Source organism: Pseudomonas sp. Irchel 3E19, from assembly GCF_900187585.1.
GTDB lineage: Bacteria > Pseudomonadota > Gammaproteobacteria > Pseudomonadales > Pseudomonadaceae > Aquipseudomonas > Aquipseudomonas baetica.
In genome coordinates, this window is sequence record NZ_FYDT01000017.1 from 1 (window position 1) to 12959 (window position 12959).

Below are 12959 nucleotides of genomic sequence, written 5' to 3' on the forward strand. Positions count from 1 at the left end.
GCGTTCGGGCGGGTCTATACATGCCTGGATTGGTTGCACTGAAGCACAACAAAGCAATCATCGCCATGAAGGACCGCTTGAAGGCCAACGGCAAGGCCCCCAAGCAAATCATCTGTGCAGCGATGCGCAAACTCCTACATTTTGTCTACGCCGTTCTTAAATCGGGCCAGCCATTCGACCCGAAAATTGCCCTTGCCCGATGAGGGGCAAGACGGTATCTACAGGCGAACCCGTCGCCTTCACAATTTTTTTGATCATCGTTCATCGCCTTCATCTGCTCTGGAATGCGTGCCCTGAAGCTCTCGACACGCATTGCCGATTGCCAAGACTGACTTTTTCAAAAAAATATCTTGCGCACTAAACATTAGCGAGCTACATTCACCTCGACTTAATTAGCGCGCAAACAGTTAGCGCAATCAACGACACTGAAACGAGGCCCACACCATGCAAACTCTCTACACCGCAATCGCAACGTCCACTGGCGGCCGTGACGGTCGTGCGATCTCCAGTGACAACGTCCTCGACGTCAAACTCGCCACCCCGAAAGAACTCGGCGGTGCTGGCGGCGCAGCGACCAACCCTGAGCAACTGTTCGCTGCCGGCTACTCGGCCTGCTTCATCGGCGCGCTGAAATTCGTCGCCAGCCAGACCAAACGTAAAATCCCCGACGACGCCTCGATTACCGCTCACGTCGGTATCGGTCAGATCCCCGGTGGCTTCGGTCTGGATATCGACCTGCACATCAGCCTGCCAGGTCTGGAACAAGCTGACGCGCAAAGCCTGGTCGAAGCGGCTCACCAGGTCTGCCCGTACTCCAACGCCACGCGTGGCAACGTTGACGTGCGCCTGCACATCACCGTTTGAGATAAACGCAAAACCCCTGTGGGAGCGAGCCTGCTCGCGAAGGCGTTCTGTCAGACAACGCTGCATTGGATGTCACACCGCATTCGCGAGCAGGCTCGCTCCCACAGGGGATAGGTGTTGAAGGTGAAATTGCAGGCACAAAAAAGCCCGACTCAATGGTCGGGCTTTTTCTTTCCGTAAAAAGCAGTGCTTATTTGGCACGGCCTTTGTAGGAACCGCCTTCGCGGGTGTCGATTTCGATCTTGTCACCGATTTCGATGAAGTCGGCAACTTGCAGCTCAGTACCGTTGCTCAGCTTGGCTGGCTTCATGACTTTGCCGGAAGTGTCACCGCGAGCCGAACCTTCGGTGTAGTCAACTACGCGCACGATGGTGGTCGGCAGCTCTACGGAAACCAGACGCTCTTCGAAGAAGATCGCTTCGCAAACATCGGTCATGCCTTCTTCAACGAAAGGCAGAACAGCTTCGATGTCTTCAGCGTTCAGCTCGTACATGGTGTAGTCAGTGGTGTCCATGAACGTGTAGGTGTCGCCGCTGATGAAGGACAGGGTCGCTTCTTTGCGGTCGAGGATCACGTCGTCCAGTTTGTCGTCGGCGCTGTAAACGATCTCGGTCTTGTAACCGGTCAGCAGGTTTTTCAGCTTGGTCTTCATGATCGCGCTGTTACGGCCCGACTTGGTGAATTCAGCTTTCTGAACCAGCCAAGGATCGTTTTCGAGACGGATCACGGTACCGGGTTTCAGTTCTTTACCAGTTTTCATTGCGAATATCCGAATTTGGATGGGATTTACAAAAATCTAGGCCGCGTATCATATCCAATTTAGGTAAAACTGTACCAGCGCCGTGGCGAGATCGACCTGCAAGCCTTGTTCCAGACACCACGCTTCGGCATTTTCCTGCAGTTCTGGCCAATGTTCACGGGCCGCTAGCCAGTGTTGCCCAATAGGCTGGCCGGCACTCCAGGCTTGCCACAGACCGTTCATCGCCTCGGCAGCTTTCGGCGAAAGCCCTTTCGTATAGAGCGCAAGGAAAGCATCGAGCTTGTCCAGGTGGATATCTTCGTCCTGTTGATAGATGTGCCAGAGCATCGGTCGACCCGCCCACTGCGCCCGGACGAACGAGTCCTCGCCACGCACTGCGTTGAAATCGCAACACCAGAGCAGATGATCGTATTGATCCTGGCGGACGAATGGCAGCACCTGCACGGTCAGTGATTGGCATACATGGATCGCCCCGGCGGACAGGGTTTCCACCCCGAGCCAGCGCGCGACATCGCCGAGAATTCGCCCCTCTGGCACCAGCAAATGAGTGGGGCTCGCGTCGGCGGCCAATACATCCAGCCAACTGGCTAACCCCGCGTTCTCGTAGGCAAACAGCGAAATCAACTGTGCGTCAGGCGCGCGCTCGATCCCCAGACCTTGCAGCAATTGTCGCTGCGCTGCGGGATCCTGTTGAAACTGCCGACGTTGTTCGAGCAAACCTCGTTCACGCAGCAACCCACCGGTGCCTGGCTGGAAGCCCGGAAAGAAGAAGATCTTCTGCACCGATTTGTATTTCACCGACGGCAGGCCGTGGCAGCCGATCACCCAGTCCTCGGCGCTGAGATAGTCGAGGTTCATCCACAGCGGCGGTTTCTCGCGCTCGGCCATGGCGTCCATGTAAGCACTCGGCAGTTGGCAGGCAAACGCGGCAATCACCACATCGGCGGCATCGGTCTGTTGCCACTCGCTCGGCCAGTGCCGGACCTCGACGCCTTGCTGCCATTGCTGCGTGGCGTTGATGTCGATCTGCGGGCAAATGCGCTCGAACGCACGCAGGTCATCAACCCACAAGCGTACCGTCAGCGAATGCTCGGCGACCAGTTGCCGGGCCAGGCGCCAGGTCACACCGATGTCGCCATAGTTGTCGACCACGGTGCAAAAAATATCCCAGCGGGTTTTCAGTTCCGGCATTCGAGTCTCCCGTTGGCAAAAGCACCGATTGTCCGCATAAATGAGCTCGTGCAGAAGAGCCGACGGCGATTAATCTTCGTGCGACAATCGCCGCTTGCCCGCAACCATTCGCCAGGAGGCAGCCATGCCCTACCGTCCCAACCCGCGTCGCCCCTTGCCCGTTCAGCTTAGCGCGCTGCATTTGACCGGCAGCATTGCCTTGGGCATGTGGCTGGGTTTCCTCGCGATTGCCCTGACCTGCTGGCTGCTCTCGCGCTTGCTGTTCAACGAACAACTGACGCCGGTCGCCCAGGCTGTGCAGCAACTGGCCAAGCCGCCGGCGGTGCAAGCCGTGCCAGATGCGCCACCGCAGAGCCCGCTGTTTGATCAGTACGAAGAAAACCTGCGCAAGAGCGAGCAGCAGAATCGTCTGGATCAGGCGCGTAGCAGCAGCCGCAACCAGTCGAGCCCCAAATGCCAGTTCTGGCTGCAACAGGACCAGACCGCGCCCAGCGAAAAAAGTCGCGCCAACGTTTTGCAATTCTGCGATTGATCATGAACAAACACAGCGTCCACCAACTGATTCTCGACAAACTGCGCATCGATCTCGACATCGCCGAACGTGCGGCGCAAACCGCTTACGAAACCGCGACCCACGAAGAGAACATCGCTGAAAACAAGTACGACACCCTTGGGCTTGAGGCGTCGTATCTGGCCGCCGGGCAAGCGAAACGGGTCGAAGAAATCCGCCAGTCACTGGCGCTGTGCCAGAACCTGACGCTGCGAGCGTATGACGAAAACCGTGGAATTGAGGTAGGTGCCCTGCTCGGCCTGGAAGACGAAAAGGGCCGAGAGCAATGGCTGTTTCTGGCGCCGGATGCAGCAGGCCTGAAAGTCGACGTGGTCGGTCAGCCGATCACCGTCATCACGCCACGCTCACCGCTGGGCAAAAGCCTGCTGGGCAAGTTCGAAGGCGATGAGGTGGAGATTCTGGTGGCGGGCACCCGGCAACAGTTTGCTGTCACCGAGGTGCTCTGAACCAGGGACTTAGTGGACGGGCAGTTCGACGCCATCGAACAGCTCTTCCAGCTCTTGCTTGTTGTGGCACTGGATCGCTTTGGCCATCACTTCGCGGGTCAGGTGCGGCGCGAACTTCTCGATGAAGTCGCACATGAAACCACGCAGGAAGGTGCCGCGACGGAAACCGATCTTGGTGATGCTCGATTCGAACAGCTCGCTGGCATCCAGCACCACCAGATCGTTATCGAGTTTGGTATCAACCGCCATCTTGGCGACGATGCCCACACCCAGCCCCAGACGCACGTAGGTTTTGATCACGTCGGCGTCGGCAGCGGTGAACACCACTTTCGGCGTCAGGCCACGATGACTGAACGCTTCGTCGAGTTTCGAACGGCCGGTGAAACCGAACACGTAAGTCACGATCGGGTATTCGGCCAGCGCTTCGAGAGTCAGCTTCGGCAGCTTGGTCAGCGGGTGGCCCTGCGGTACAACCACGCAACGGTTCCAGCGGTAGCACGGCATCATCACCAGATCGCCGAACAGTTCCAGTGCTTCGGTGGCGATAGCGAAATCGACGGTGCCGTCCGCGGCCATTTCGGCAATCTGCATCGGCGAGCCCTGATGCATGTGCAGCGCCACGTCCGGGTATTGCTTGATGAAGTTGCTGATCACCGGCGGCAGCGCATAACGTGCCTGGGTGTGAGTGGTGGCGATCGACAGGGTGCCTTTCTTCTCGTTGGAGAATTCCTGGGCGATCTGCTTGATGCTTTCAACCTTGCGCAGAATCTCACCGGCGGTGGTGATGATACGCTCGCCGGCCGGGGTGACGCGGGTCAGGTGCTTGCCGCTGCGGGCAAACACTTCAACGCCGAGTTCGTCTTCCAGCAGTCGGATTTGCTTACTGATGCCCGGTTGCGAGGTGTAAAGGCTTTGGGCTGTAGCGGAAACGTTGAGGTCGTGGTGCGCCACTTCCCAGATGTAGCGCAATTGTTGAAGCTTCATATGTATCCCTCAAAGCAGGTAGACGCCACGGGCATCAGCGACGGTATATAACTATATTAATGGTTCGAAGAATAAATCTAGAACTTTTTTGTCAAAGCGCCATTATTCCTGCCTCAGCGATCCTCCCGCCGCCGACGCTCCACCAGCGGCACCAGATAAACCGGCACCTTGGCCAATTGCAGGACCCGCGCCGCCGTGCGCCCCAACGGCGTTTCCGCGCCCACCCCATGGCTGTGACTTCCTACGATCAGTAAATCGACGGAGAGTTTCTGCACCTGGTCGAGAATCACCTGCGAGGGATCGCCCTGCACCACACGCACCGCACGAATGCGTTGCAGATCCTGCTCGCCATCATCGCCCAGCTCCTCACGAAAACTCTCCAGCACCCGCTGCTCGATATTGGCGATGACTGTTTTCAGACCCTGGCTATGAAATTCGTTCAGTGCCTGCTCGTCGAGATAGCTCTGCAACACCGACTCGGCAAACAGCCCCATCGGCTCCACCGCGTGCACCACATACAAGTCGGCATTAAACGTTCGCGCCAATGCCAGGGCATGCTGCATCACTAACGGTGCGTACAGACCGAGGTCAGTGGCATACAGCATCGAACGAATCATATGACCTCCTCGCAAGCCAACATGGCGGAGATTTGATTCAGCTTAGCAGTGCCTTGGCGAGTACGACGGGCCACGCAACGTCTTGAAGCACAGGGGCTTTAGATCGGCGGTTCGTTGCTGATGCCGTGCGGCACGTGGCCGGTGGCGACCACTTCGCGGGCCAGTTCGCAGTGACCTGTCTGATCGTCAAAGAACACGTCGGCGGCAAACGCTTCGAGAAACGCCGACTTGGTCAGGCCGCCGAGAAACAGTGATTCATCGAGGCGAATGTCCCACTCACGCAACGTGCGAATCACCCGCTCATGCGCCGGCGCCGAACGCGCGGTGACCAGCGCCGTGCGGATCGGGCAGTCGTCGTCGGGGAACTCGCGCTGCAACAGATTGAGCGCAGCCAGAAAGCCTTTGAACGGCCCGCCGCGCAATGGCTCGCGCGCCGATTCGCGCTCCTTGGCCTGAAACGCCTCCAGCCCGCCGGACTGATAGACCCGCTCGGACTCGTCGGAAAAAATCACCGCGTCGCCATCGAAGGCGATGCGCAATTCGTCGCTGGCCGCGCGGCTGGCGCCACCGGACAAAATGGTCGCTGCAGCGAAACCGGCATCGAGTGCCGCGCGCACATCTTCGGCATGAGTGGAGAGAAACAGGTCGCAACCGAACGCTTTGAGATACGGATAAGGACTGCGCCCGCCGACGAACGCCGCGCGGGAAATCGCCAGGCCATAGTGATGAATCGAGTTGAAAACGCGCAGGCCGGTGTCGGCGCTGTTGCGTGACACCAGAATCACCTCGACCCGTGCGCGGCCGAGGCGACTGTTCAGGTTCAGGAGTTTCTCCACCAGCGGGAAGGCATCGCCCGGCGCGAGGATCTCGTCTTCATGCTCGATCTGATATTGCCGATAGGCTTCGACGCCGCTCGACAGGTAGACCTTGTGGCTCTCGCTCAGGTCGAACAGGGCGCGCGACGAAATCGCCAGTACCAGTTTGTCATCGATGTTCTTCGCCATCCTTCCCCCGCCCTTCAAAAAAAGCGACCGAGCTAAACGTTGCGTCGGTCGATAAAACTCAAATTGCGATACAGCGCCTCGATGCGCGGCAGCTCACAGCCCGCCGCTTTTGCCGCTGCCAATGGACGCGCATAGATCGCTTGCAGTTCCAGCGGTCGCTTGTGCTGAAAATCGTGGTACATGCTCGGCCAGTAGTCGGGCATTTTCTCGGTCATCATGAACAGGTATTCGGCATAACCGGACGGGATCTCGTGACCGCAAGCCCGCGCGCCCTGTACCACTTCGGCCATCATCGCCTGAATCAATGCGCGACTGTCAGCGTCAGCCATCAGGGGCGTAGTGCTTGCGCCGAGCAGCACCGAGAGACCGTTGTAGGGAATGTTCCAGACCAGTTTCTGCCAGCGCGCCTGCTGCAGATTGGGCATTGCCTGGGAGTCGATACCCGCGGCGCGGAATAGTCCGGCGCCCTCTTCGACCAACGCCATGCGCGCCGCGTCACCGACTGCCGGGCCGCTGTGATAACCGACGTTTACTGCGCCGAGGGCCTGGTGGGTAATCTGCCCCGGCCCGTCGCGATGCACGCAGACCAGACACAAACCACCCAGCACATGCAGGGATTCAGGCAGCAACTCACGCAAACTGTCCTCGACGTCCAGACCGTTTTGCAGCACCAGCACTTTCGCATCGGGCCTGGCCGCTTGAATGATCGCCGGAGCGAGACCTGCCGAACTGGTGGTCTTGGCGCCGACCAGCAGCCAGTCGCACTTGGGCATGTCTTCAGCCACCGAATAGGCCTGCACCGGGTGCAGCGTCAGCGGGCCATGTACCGCACTGTTGACCTGCAAGCCGCGCTCGGCCACTGCCGAAAACTCACTGCGCAACAGAAAGTGCACATCGAAGCCAGCGCGCGCCAGCATCAATCCGTAGAACCCGCCGATGGCGCCAGTGCCGATGATCCCCACGACCGGTTTGTTGATTGTCCCCATTTATGGCAACTCCTCTGCAATTCGACCCAATGCCTGCGCCACTGCCGCGTTCAGCGCATCGGCTGTCAGGCGCGTGTGCAACGCGCCAAAGAACTCGCCGTCGCGCACGACAAACAGCGCCGGCAAATGAAAGACCTGATAACGCTCCACCAGGCCGCCGCTGTCGCCGGCGTCGATCCAGCACAGGCGATCCACCGCCAGGTCGAGACCGGGCAATACCTCGCGGGCATAGCGGCAACTGGCGCAGCCGACACTGGTGAAAATCACCAGCGAAACGCCTGCCATCGCCAACAGCCGCTGGTCGGCGTCGAAATCGGTCAGCTCGGATTCGACCACTATACTGGGGGAAACAATGTCAAATGGCCGACACAGGGAGTCTGTGCTCATGGGACGTTTTATTCCTCATCCGGACGAAGTGCCGGTTGAATTAACCTTGCTCAAGCCTGAGTGCATTTCCAGGCAACAGCTGCACACTATCAGCCTCGGCGGCATCGCTTGCAATTACCACCGTGCCTGGCGCCATGGCACAGCGCTACAAGTGCGCCTGCCGACGCTCAACGCCGATATCTGCTATCCGGGCTATGTGGCGTGGTGTTTGCGCCGTAAAAAAGGCTATCTCGTGGGGATCGCCTTCACGGATGAACAAACCCTGTTCAGCGCGCGAATGGGTGAGCAAGTGTGTCAGATCGAACGCTACTGCCGCATGAACGACACCCACAATGACCTGCAGGATAATCAGGCGCTGGCCCTGCAATGGGTCGAGCAGCACGCCGACGAGTTCTCCCAAGACAGCGTTCGCAAGGCTTTTGCCCAGCCAGTGCTGGATTAAAGCGGCGTTTGCCCATTGTCGAGCAGCGCCCGACGCGCTAAGGTTCCGCTCCCCGACGCGCTTAAATCTGCTGTGCTCCGCCGCGCGGGGGATGGCGGCCGGCACCCGTGACCTGACGAGTAAACGATGGCTGATTTACCGATCAACGACCTAAACGTCGCCTCTAACGAGACCCTGATCACTCCCGATCAGCTCAAGCGTGATATCCCTCTGAGCGACGCCGCCCTGCGCACCGTCACCAAGGGCCGCGAAGTCATTCGCAACATTCTTGATGGCACCGACCACCGTCTGTTCGTAGTGATCGGCCCGTGCTCGATCCACGACATCAAGGCTGCCCACGAATACGCCGAACGCTTGAAAGTGCTGGCCGCGGAAGTCTCCGATACCTTGTATCTGGTCATGCGCGTGTATTTCGAAAAGCCGCGCACGACTGTCGGCTGGAAAGGCCTGATCAACGATCCGTATCTGGACGACTCGTTCAAGATTCAGGACGGTCTGCACATCGGTCGCCAGTTGTTGCTGGATCTGGCCGAGAAAGGCCTGCCAACCGCCACCGAGGCCCTCGACCCGATCTCCCCGCAGTATCTGCAGGACCTGATCAGCTGGTCGGCCATCGGCGCGCGTACCACCGAATCCCAGACTCACCGTGAAATGGCTTCCGGCCTGTCTTCGGCCGTTGGTTTCAAGAACGGCACCGACGGTGGCCTGACTGTAGCGATCAACGCCTTGCAGTCGGTGTCCAGCCCGCACCGTTTCCTGGGGATCAACCAGGAAGGTGGCGTGTCGATCGTCACCACCAAAGGCAATGCCTACGGTCACGTGGTGCTGCGCGGTGGCAACGGCAAACCGAACTACGATTCGGTCAGCGTTGCCCTCTGCGAGCAGGCGTTGAACAAGGCGAAGATCAAGCCGAACATCATGGTCGATTGCAGCCACGCCAACTCCAACAAAGACCCGGCCCTGCAACCGCTGGTGATGGAGAACGTCGCCAACCAGATCCTTGAAGGCAACCAGTCGATCATCGGCCTGATGGTCGAAAGCCACTTGAACTGGGGCTGCCAGGCGATCCCCAAAGACCTCGCCGACCTGCAATACGGCGTGTCGATCACCGATGCCTGCATCGACTGGTCCGCCACCGAGAACACCCTGCGCAGCATGCACGCCAAGCTCAAGGATGTTCTGCCAAAACGCCAGCGCAGCTGATACGCGTTTTACAGGCAAAAAAAAACGCCGGGCATTGCCCGGCGTTTTTGTGTGTGCTGTTCAGATCTTGGCGGCACGCCGCTGATGACGCTCCATGTAGCGCTCGACGTAAGAGCACGACGGGATCACCGTGTAGCCCATTTCTTCAGCGTATTGCAGCGCGCTTTCGGTCAGCGCCGCCGCAATGCCTCGGCCGCGCAGGGCGTTGGGCACAAACGTGCGATAGATATCCAGGGTCTGTTTTCCCAGATCCATGTATGTCAGGTAGGCACGATGACCGTCCACACTGGTCTCGAACTGATGACCAGCCTGGTCATGGTGGATGGACAACGCCTCGCTCATCACTACTCCTTGCGGGTCTTGAATTCTGACCCCTACCTTACCGATGTTTTTCCGGCGAAGGAACATCTACGCCACCCTGTGCCTGATGGACACCGAGAAGAGCCACACCGATCTCGCGCAACCGAGCACCTGATAAATAGTAGGCACCATTGGCGAAAATGCTCAAGGTGCGCTCGTCATCAAGGGGGTTGAGGCGGGTTGCTCCGATAGACGCAGGGATGGCTTGGGAGAAGATAATCCCGGGCCGCTTACCTGAACATTGCCGGATGTTGAGACTTAAGACGTGCCACCTTTTTTAAAGTCACCTCAACATGGACAAAGATAAGCGAAGCCGTCCGCAGAATCCGTATGAAAGTATGGACAAATTCATCTAGACAGACTTTCCCCACCGCTGCAAAACAGTGCGCGGCAACGGGAACTTTTTCTCAATAACTCGCTCAGCTCGGGGCTTGTAGCTGGATATTTTTTAAACAGCTCAGTTAAAAGTTGCTCGAAAAAGAATCAACGCCTACAATTTTTTTTGCTTCTTGCTCTACGTCAGTTTACTTACTACAAGTAATGGGTAGTATGTACGCCGGCTATTTCCTCAATCGGAGGAGACAGCCACTTAATTGAAAGTCCTTGAAGGGGAACACGATGAACAACGTTCTGAAATTCTCTGCTCTGGCTCTGGCCGCAGTTCTGGCTACCGGTTGCAGCAGCGCATCGAAAGAAACCGAAGCACGTCTGACCGCTACTGAAGACGCAGCTGCTCGCTCCCAGGCTCGTGCAGACGAAGCTTACCGTAAAGCTGATGAAGCTCTGGCTGCTGCTCAAAAAGCACAACAGACTGCTGACGAAGCTAACGAGCGTGCTCTGCGCATGCTGGACAAAGCTAGCCGCAAGTAATAATCCCTCGGGATTGTTATCAAGCCGACCCGTTTTTCGGGTCGGCTTTTTTGTGCCTGAAGCTTTTGTCCGGGCATTAAAAAACCCGCCGATGCTTCACGCATCGGCGGGTTCTGGATCAGACCTTACTGCTGCAAGTCGATCGGTGCGCTCGAGACAATCGGCGCCGAGGTATTCGGCGTGCCGATTTCCGTTGGCAAGCCATCTTCTGCCGCGACCACGTCACGCACCACATCCCAGTTCATTCGCAGGTTGTTGGTGACGTCTTCACGCTTGAGCATCGCGTTGATCACAGCGGTGTGCTTGTCGACCACCGACGGGTTGCCCTTGTCGTCGATCGGCGTGTGCGCTTCCAGATAGACCTTGCCGCCGCCGCGCCCGAACTTGTAAGCATCATTGAGGATGCGCACCGAGGTACCGACCGGCACCATGCTGGCCATTTCCAGCACGTTGTTGTTGAACATGCGGAAGCAGCCGTGGCTGGTGCGCATGCCGATGCCGAACTTCTTGTTCGAACCATGGATCAGGTAGCCCGGTGTACCGAGAGTGAACTTGAACGGGCCCAGCGGGTTGTCGGGACCGGCCGGCACCACGTTTGGCAGCGGATCACCGTCAGCGGCGTGTTCGGCCTTGATCGACGCCGGAGGCGTCCAGGTCGGGTTCGGCGTCTTGGCAATGATCGAGGTGTGCGCGATTGGCGAACCCCAGCCCTCACGACCGATCCCCAGCGGGAAGGTGTACACCACGTTCCGGCCTTTCGGGAAGTAGTAGAGGCGGTATTCGGCCAGGTTGATGACGATGCCTTCACGCGGGCCTGGCGGCAGGATGAAACGCGTCGGCAAGACGATTTCGGTACCGGCGCCCGGCAACCAGGCATCGACGCCCGGGTTGGCCGCGACCATTTCCGAATAACCCAGATCGTACTTTGTGCCCAGGTCGGCGAAGGTGTCTTCGTACCTGGCTTTGATCACCTGCACCTGGCCGATGATGTCTTCACCGGGTGGTGGCAGGGGAAACTCCAATGCAGCAACGGGACCGGCCACACACAGGGCGGCAAGTGACAGGCAGCGGGTGACGGCAGGAAAGCGCGGCAACATCCGGAAAATCCTTCGCATGATCAACAAGGGTATAAGAGCGCGATTGTACACCGCGCCTCGGGAATTCGGGGAGCTCACCCTGCAACAGGCGATGCAAGGTGCTTTGGGTGGGAGCGGCGGTGCGACGATTCGACTTGCTCGCGAAGGGGCCGTGTCAGTCAACATTACTGCGACTGAAATACCGCATTCGCGAGCAAGCCCGCTCCCACAAAGTCAGAGCTCGAAACGCAGTTCCGGCCAGATCGGCGAAGTCCCACGCTTCTGCGACTCCAGAATCGCCCGGCACAACGAGCACAGGCGCTGATCCTGAAACACCCGGCGGTCCACGCTCGACCAACGCGGCTGCGCCGGCAGCAGACTGCCGCACAGGGTGCGATCGGCCGAGCCGCCCAATTCGAGTTGACGGGTCACCAGATGCACTCGCACTTCCTGGCAGGCGAACAGATCCAGCTGCTCGTCAGGCTCGATCAGTTGGTAGGCAAACAGGGACCAGGCAGAACGCGGCATCGGGGGCTCCAAATAAGGGGGCGCCACATTAGCCGAAAGCCTGCCACTAGAAAAGCCTCATAACAGCGGTTTTAGCGTCGGCCAGACATTTTCCAGCAACTTGCCCTGAGCCCCTGCCGCCGGGTGCAGACCATCGGCCTGCATCAAGTCCGGATGGCCGCCCACGCCGTCGAGGAAAAACGGCACCAGCGGGATCTTTTTATCGTCGGCGAGCTTGCCGTAGACCTCGGCGAAAGCATCGGTGTAACGCTTGCCGTAGTTGGGCGGCAATTGCATGCCGAGCAACAACACCTTGGCCCCCGTTTCGCGGGAGCTGTCGATCATCGCCGCAAGGTTTTGTTGCAATTGAGCTGGCGGCATTCCGCGCAGGCCGTCATTGCCTCCCAATTCGAGGATGACCAGCTCAGGCTTATGCTCTGCAAGCAGCGCCGGCAGGCGCGCCTGGCCTCCGGCACTGGTGTCGCCACTGATGGAGGCGTTGACCACTTTATCGTCGAAACCCTCCTGTTTGAGCCGTTGTTCGAGCAGCGATACCCATCCCAAGCGGGTATCCAGTCCGAAACCGGCGCTGATACTATCGCCAACGATCAGGACAGTACCCGCCGCTGCGTTCTGGGCCATGCACATCAAGGCCAGGCCAGCACTCAAAAACCACACACGCATCGGATTC

17 protein-coding genes and 1 pseudogene are annotated in these 12959 nt (G+C 58.7%); 7 read left to right on the forward strand and 11 right to left on the reverse strand.

Going from position 1 to position 12959, the window contains the following annotated elements; genetic code table 11:
• Together CKW18_RS13000 and CKW18_RS13005 are read left to right on the forward strand one after the other, a co-directional pair.
• Positions 1 to 203, forward strand: a pseudogene (locus CKW18_RS13000) (IS110 family transposase); the annotation flags it as partial.
• Between the two features lie 241 nt (positions 204 to 444).
• Complete coding sequence (locus tag CKW18_RS13005) at positions 445 to 864, forward strand: organic hydroperoxide resistance protein (protein ID WP_095189174.1); 420 nt, start codon at positions 445 to 447, stop codon at positions 862 to 864.
• Positions 865 to 1054: 190 nt separating this feature from the next.
• Here CKW18_RS13005 and CKW18_RS13010 read toward each other — a convergent pair whose 3' ends face one another.
• Positions 1055 to 1624: an elongation factor P gene (locus CKW18_RS13010; RefSeq protein ID WP_028619992.1), complete on the reverse strand. Its 570-nt coding sequence runs from the start codon at positions 1622 to 1624 to the stop codon at positions 1055 to 1057.
• Positions 1625 to 1672: 48 nt separating this feature from the next.
• Positions 1673 to 2815: an elongation factor P maturation arginine rhamnosyltransferase EarP gene (gene earP, locus CKW18_RS13015; protein ID WP_095189175.1), complete on the reverse strand. Its 1143-nt coding sequence runs from the start codon at positions 2813 to 2815 to the stop codon at positions 1673 to 1675.
• Positions 2816 to 2939: 124 nt separating this feature from the next.
• Between earP and CKW18_RS13020 the strand changes: the two genes are divergently transcribed.
• Entirely contained in the window at positions 2940 to 3347 is a 408-nt protein-coding gene (locus CKW18_RS13020) for a hypothetical protein (protein WP_095189176.1), read from the forward strand.
• A gap of 2 nt (positions 3348 to 3349) precedes the next feature.
• Complete coding sequence (locus CKW18_RS13025; RefSeq protein ID WP_042607891.1) at positions 3350 to 3832, forward strand: GreA/GreB family elongation factor; 483 nt, start codon at positions 3350 to 3352, stop codon at positions 3830 to 3832.
• A 9-nt stretch (positions 3833 to 3841) separates the two neighbouring features.
• Here the strand turns inward: CKW18_RS13025 and cysB are convergent, their stop codons facing one another.
• The 5 genes from cysB to CKW18_RS13050 form a co-directional block, all read right to left on the reverse strand.
• A complete protein-coding gene (gene cysB / locus CKW18_RS13030) occupies positions 3842 to 4816 on the reverse strand; it encodes an HTH-type transcriptional regulator CysB (protein ID WP_007908591.1) in 975 nt (324 codons plus the stop codon).
• A 113-nt stretch (positions 4817 to 4929) separates the two neighbouring features.
• Positions 4930 to 5433, reverse strand: a complete 504-nt coding sequence (locus CKW18_RS13035) for a universal stress protein (protein ID WP_095189177.1) — start codon at positions 5431 to 5433, stop codon at positions 4930 to 4932.
• A 98-nt stretch (positions 5434 to 5531) separates the two neighbouring features.
• Positions 5532 to 6437 (reverse strand): 5'-nucleotidase, encoded by a 906-nt coding sequence (locus CKW18_RS13040; RefSeq protein WP_095189178.1) that lies wholly within the window; start codon positions 6435 to 6437, stop codon positions 5532 to 5534.
• A gap of 32 nt (positions 6438 to 6469) precedes the next feature.
• Positions 6470 to 7423 carry a putative 2-dehydropantoate 2-reductase gene (locus tag CKW18_RS13045; protein WP_095189179.1) on the reverse strand — a complete coding sequence of 318 codons (954 nt, stop codon included), beginning with the start codon at positions 7421 to 7423 and terminating at the stop codon, positions 6470 to 6472.
• Positions 7424 to 7810, reverse strand: a complete 387-nt coding sequence (locus CKW18_RS13050) for a co-chaperone YbbN (protein WP_095189180.1) — start codon at positions 7808 to 7810, stop codon at positions 7424 to 7426. It abuts the gene before it with no gap.
• Between CKW18_RS13050 and CKW18_RS13055 the strand changes: the two genes are divergently transcribed.
• Complete coding sequence (locus CKW18_RS13055) at positions 7809 to 8252, forward strand: PilZ domain-containing protein (RefSeq protein ID WP_095189181.1); 444 nt, start codon at positions 7809 to 7811, stop codon at positions 8250 to 8252. The two genes, CKW18_RS13050 and CKW18_RS13055, sit on opposite strands and share 2 nt — an antisense overlap.
• Before the next feature lie 126 nt (positions 8253 to 8378).
• Positions 8379 to 9455 (forward strand): 3-deoxy-7-phosphoheptulonate synthase, encoded by a 1077-nt coding sequence (locus CKW18_RS13060; protein ID WP_042560279.1) that lies wholly within the window; start codon positions 8379 to 8381, stop codon positions 9453 to 9455.
• A gap of 60 nt (positions 9456 to 9515) precedes the next feature.
• Here the strand turns inward: CKW18_RS13060 and CKW18_RS13065 are convergent, their stop codons facing one another.
• Entirely contained in the window at positions 9516 to 9797 is a 282-nt protein-coding gene (locus CKW18_RS13065) for a GNAT family N-acetyltransferase (RefSeq protein WP_095189182.1), read from the reverse strand.
• A gap of 636 nt (positions 9798 to 10433) precedes the next feature.
• Between CKW18_RS13065 and oprI the strand changes: the two genes are divergently transcribed.
• Positions 10434 to 10685 (forward strand): outer membrane lipoprotei OprI, encoded by a 252-nt coding sequence (gene oprI, locus CKW18_RS13070; protein ID WP_003199355.1) that lies wholly within the window; start codon positions 10434 to 10436, stop codon positions 10683 to 10685.
• Positions 10686 to 10810: 125 nt separating this feature from the next.
• On the opposite strand, the gene CKW18_RS13075 is transcribed toward oprI, so the two are convergent.
• From CKW18_RS13075 to CKW18_RS13085, 3 genes are all read right to left on the reverse strand, one after another.
• Positions 10811 to 11782 (reverse strand): L,D-transpeptidase family protein, encoded by a 972-nt coding sequence (locus tag CKW18_RS13075; protein ID WP_095189183.1) that lies wholly within the window; start codon positions 11780 to 11782, stop codon positions 10811 to 10813.
• A 213-nt stretch (positions 11783 to 11995) separates the two neighbouring features.
• Positions 11996 to 12289 carry a hypothetical protein gene (locus tag CKW18_RS13080; protein WP_007955656.1) on the reverse strand — a complete coding sequence of 98 codons (294 nt, stop codon included), beginning with the start codon at positions 12287 to 12289 and terminating at the stop codon, positions 11996 to 11998.
• A 57-nt stretch (positions 12290 to 12346) separates the two neighbouring features.
• Positions 12347 to 12952, reverse strand: coding sequence for an arylesterase (locus CKW18_RS13085; protein ID WP_167394895.1), 606 nt, complete (start codon positions 12950 to 12952; stop codon positions 12347 to 12349).
• Positions 12953 to 12959 lie beyond the last annotated feature (7 nt).

Excerpts from the sequence above, each read along its gene's own strand:
- CKW18_RS13005 (WP_095189174.1), top strand. The coding sequence starts at position 445 with ATGCAAACTCTCTACACCGCAATCGCAACGTCCACTGGCGGCCGTGAC.
- CKW18_RS13010 (WP_028619992.1), bottom strand. The coding sequence starts at position 1,624 with ATGAAAACTGGTAAAGAACTGAAACCCGGTACCGTGATCCGTCTCGAA.
- earP (WP_095189175.1), bottom strand. The coding sequence starts at position 2,815 with ATGCCGGAACTGAAAACCCGCTGGGATATTTTTTGCACCGTGGTCGAC.
- CKW18_RS13020 (WP_095189176.1), top strand. The coding sequence starts at position 2,940 with ATGCCCTACCGTCCCAACCCGCGTCGCCCCTTGCCCGTTCAGCTTAGC.
- CKW18_RS13025 (WP_042607891.1), top strand. The coding sequence starts at position 3,350 with ATGAACAAACACAGCGTCCACCAACTGATTCTCGACAAACTGCGCATC.
- cysB (WP_007908591.1), bottom strand. The coding sequence starts at position 4,816 with ATGAAGCTTCAACAATTGCGCTACATCTGGGAAGTGGCGCACCACGAC.
- CKW18_RS13035 (WP_095189177.1), bottom strand. The coding sequence starts at position 5,433 with ATGATTCGTTCGATGCTGTATGCCACTGACCTCGGTCTGTACGCACCG.
- CKW18_RS13040 (WP_095189178.1), bottom strand. The coding sequence starts at position 6,437 with ATGGCGAAGAACATCGATGACAAACTGGTACTGGCGATTTCGTCGCGC.
- CKW18_RS13045 (WP_095189179.1), bottom strand. The coding sequence starts at position 7,423 with ATGGGGACAATCAACAAACCGGTCGTGGGGATCATCGGCACTGGCGCC.
- CKW18_RS13055 (WP_095189181.1), top strand. The coding sequence starts at position 7,809 with ATGGGACGTTTTATTCCTCATCCGGACGAAGTGCCGGTTGAATTAACC.
- CKW18_RS13050 (WP_095189180.1), bottom strand. The coding sequence starts at position 7,810 with ATGAGCACAGACTCCCTGTGTCGGCCATTTGACATTGTTTCCCCCAGT.
- CKW18_RS13060 (WP_042560279.1), top strand. The coding sequence starts at position 8,379 with ATGGCTGATTTACCGATCAACGACCTAAACGTCGCCTCTAACGAGACC.
- CKW18_RS13065 (WP_095189182.1), bottom strand. The coding sequence starts at position 9,797 with ATGAGCGAGGCGTTGTCCATCCACCATGACCAGGCTGGTCATCAGTTC.
- oprI (WP_003199355.1), top strand. The coding sequence starts at position 10,434 with ATGAACAACGTTCTGAAATTCTCTGCTCTGGCTCTGGCCGCAGTTCTG.
- CKW18_RS13075 (WP_095189183.1), bottom strand. The coding sequence starts at position 11,782 with ATGTTGCCGCGCTTTCCTGCCGTCACCCGCTGCCTGTCACTTGCCGCC.
- CKW18_RS13080 (WP_007955656.1), bottom strand. The coding sequence starts at position 12,289 with ATGCCGCGTTCTGCCTGGTCCCTGTTTGCCTACCAACTGATCGAGCCT.
- CKW18_RS13085 (WP_167394895.1), bottom strand. The coding sequence starts at position 12,952 with ATGCGTGTGTGGTTTTTGAGTGCTGGCCTGGCCTTGATGTGCATGGCC.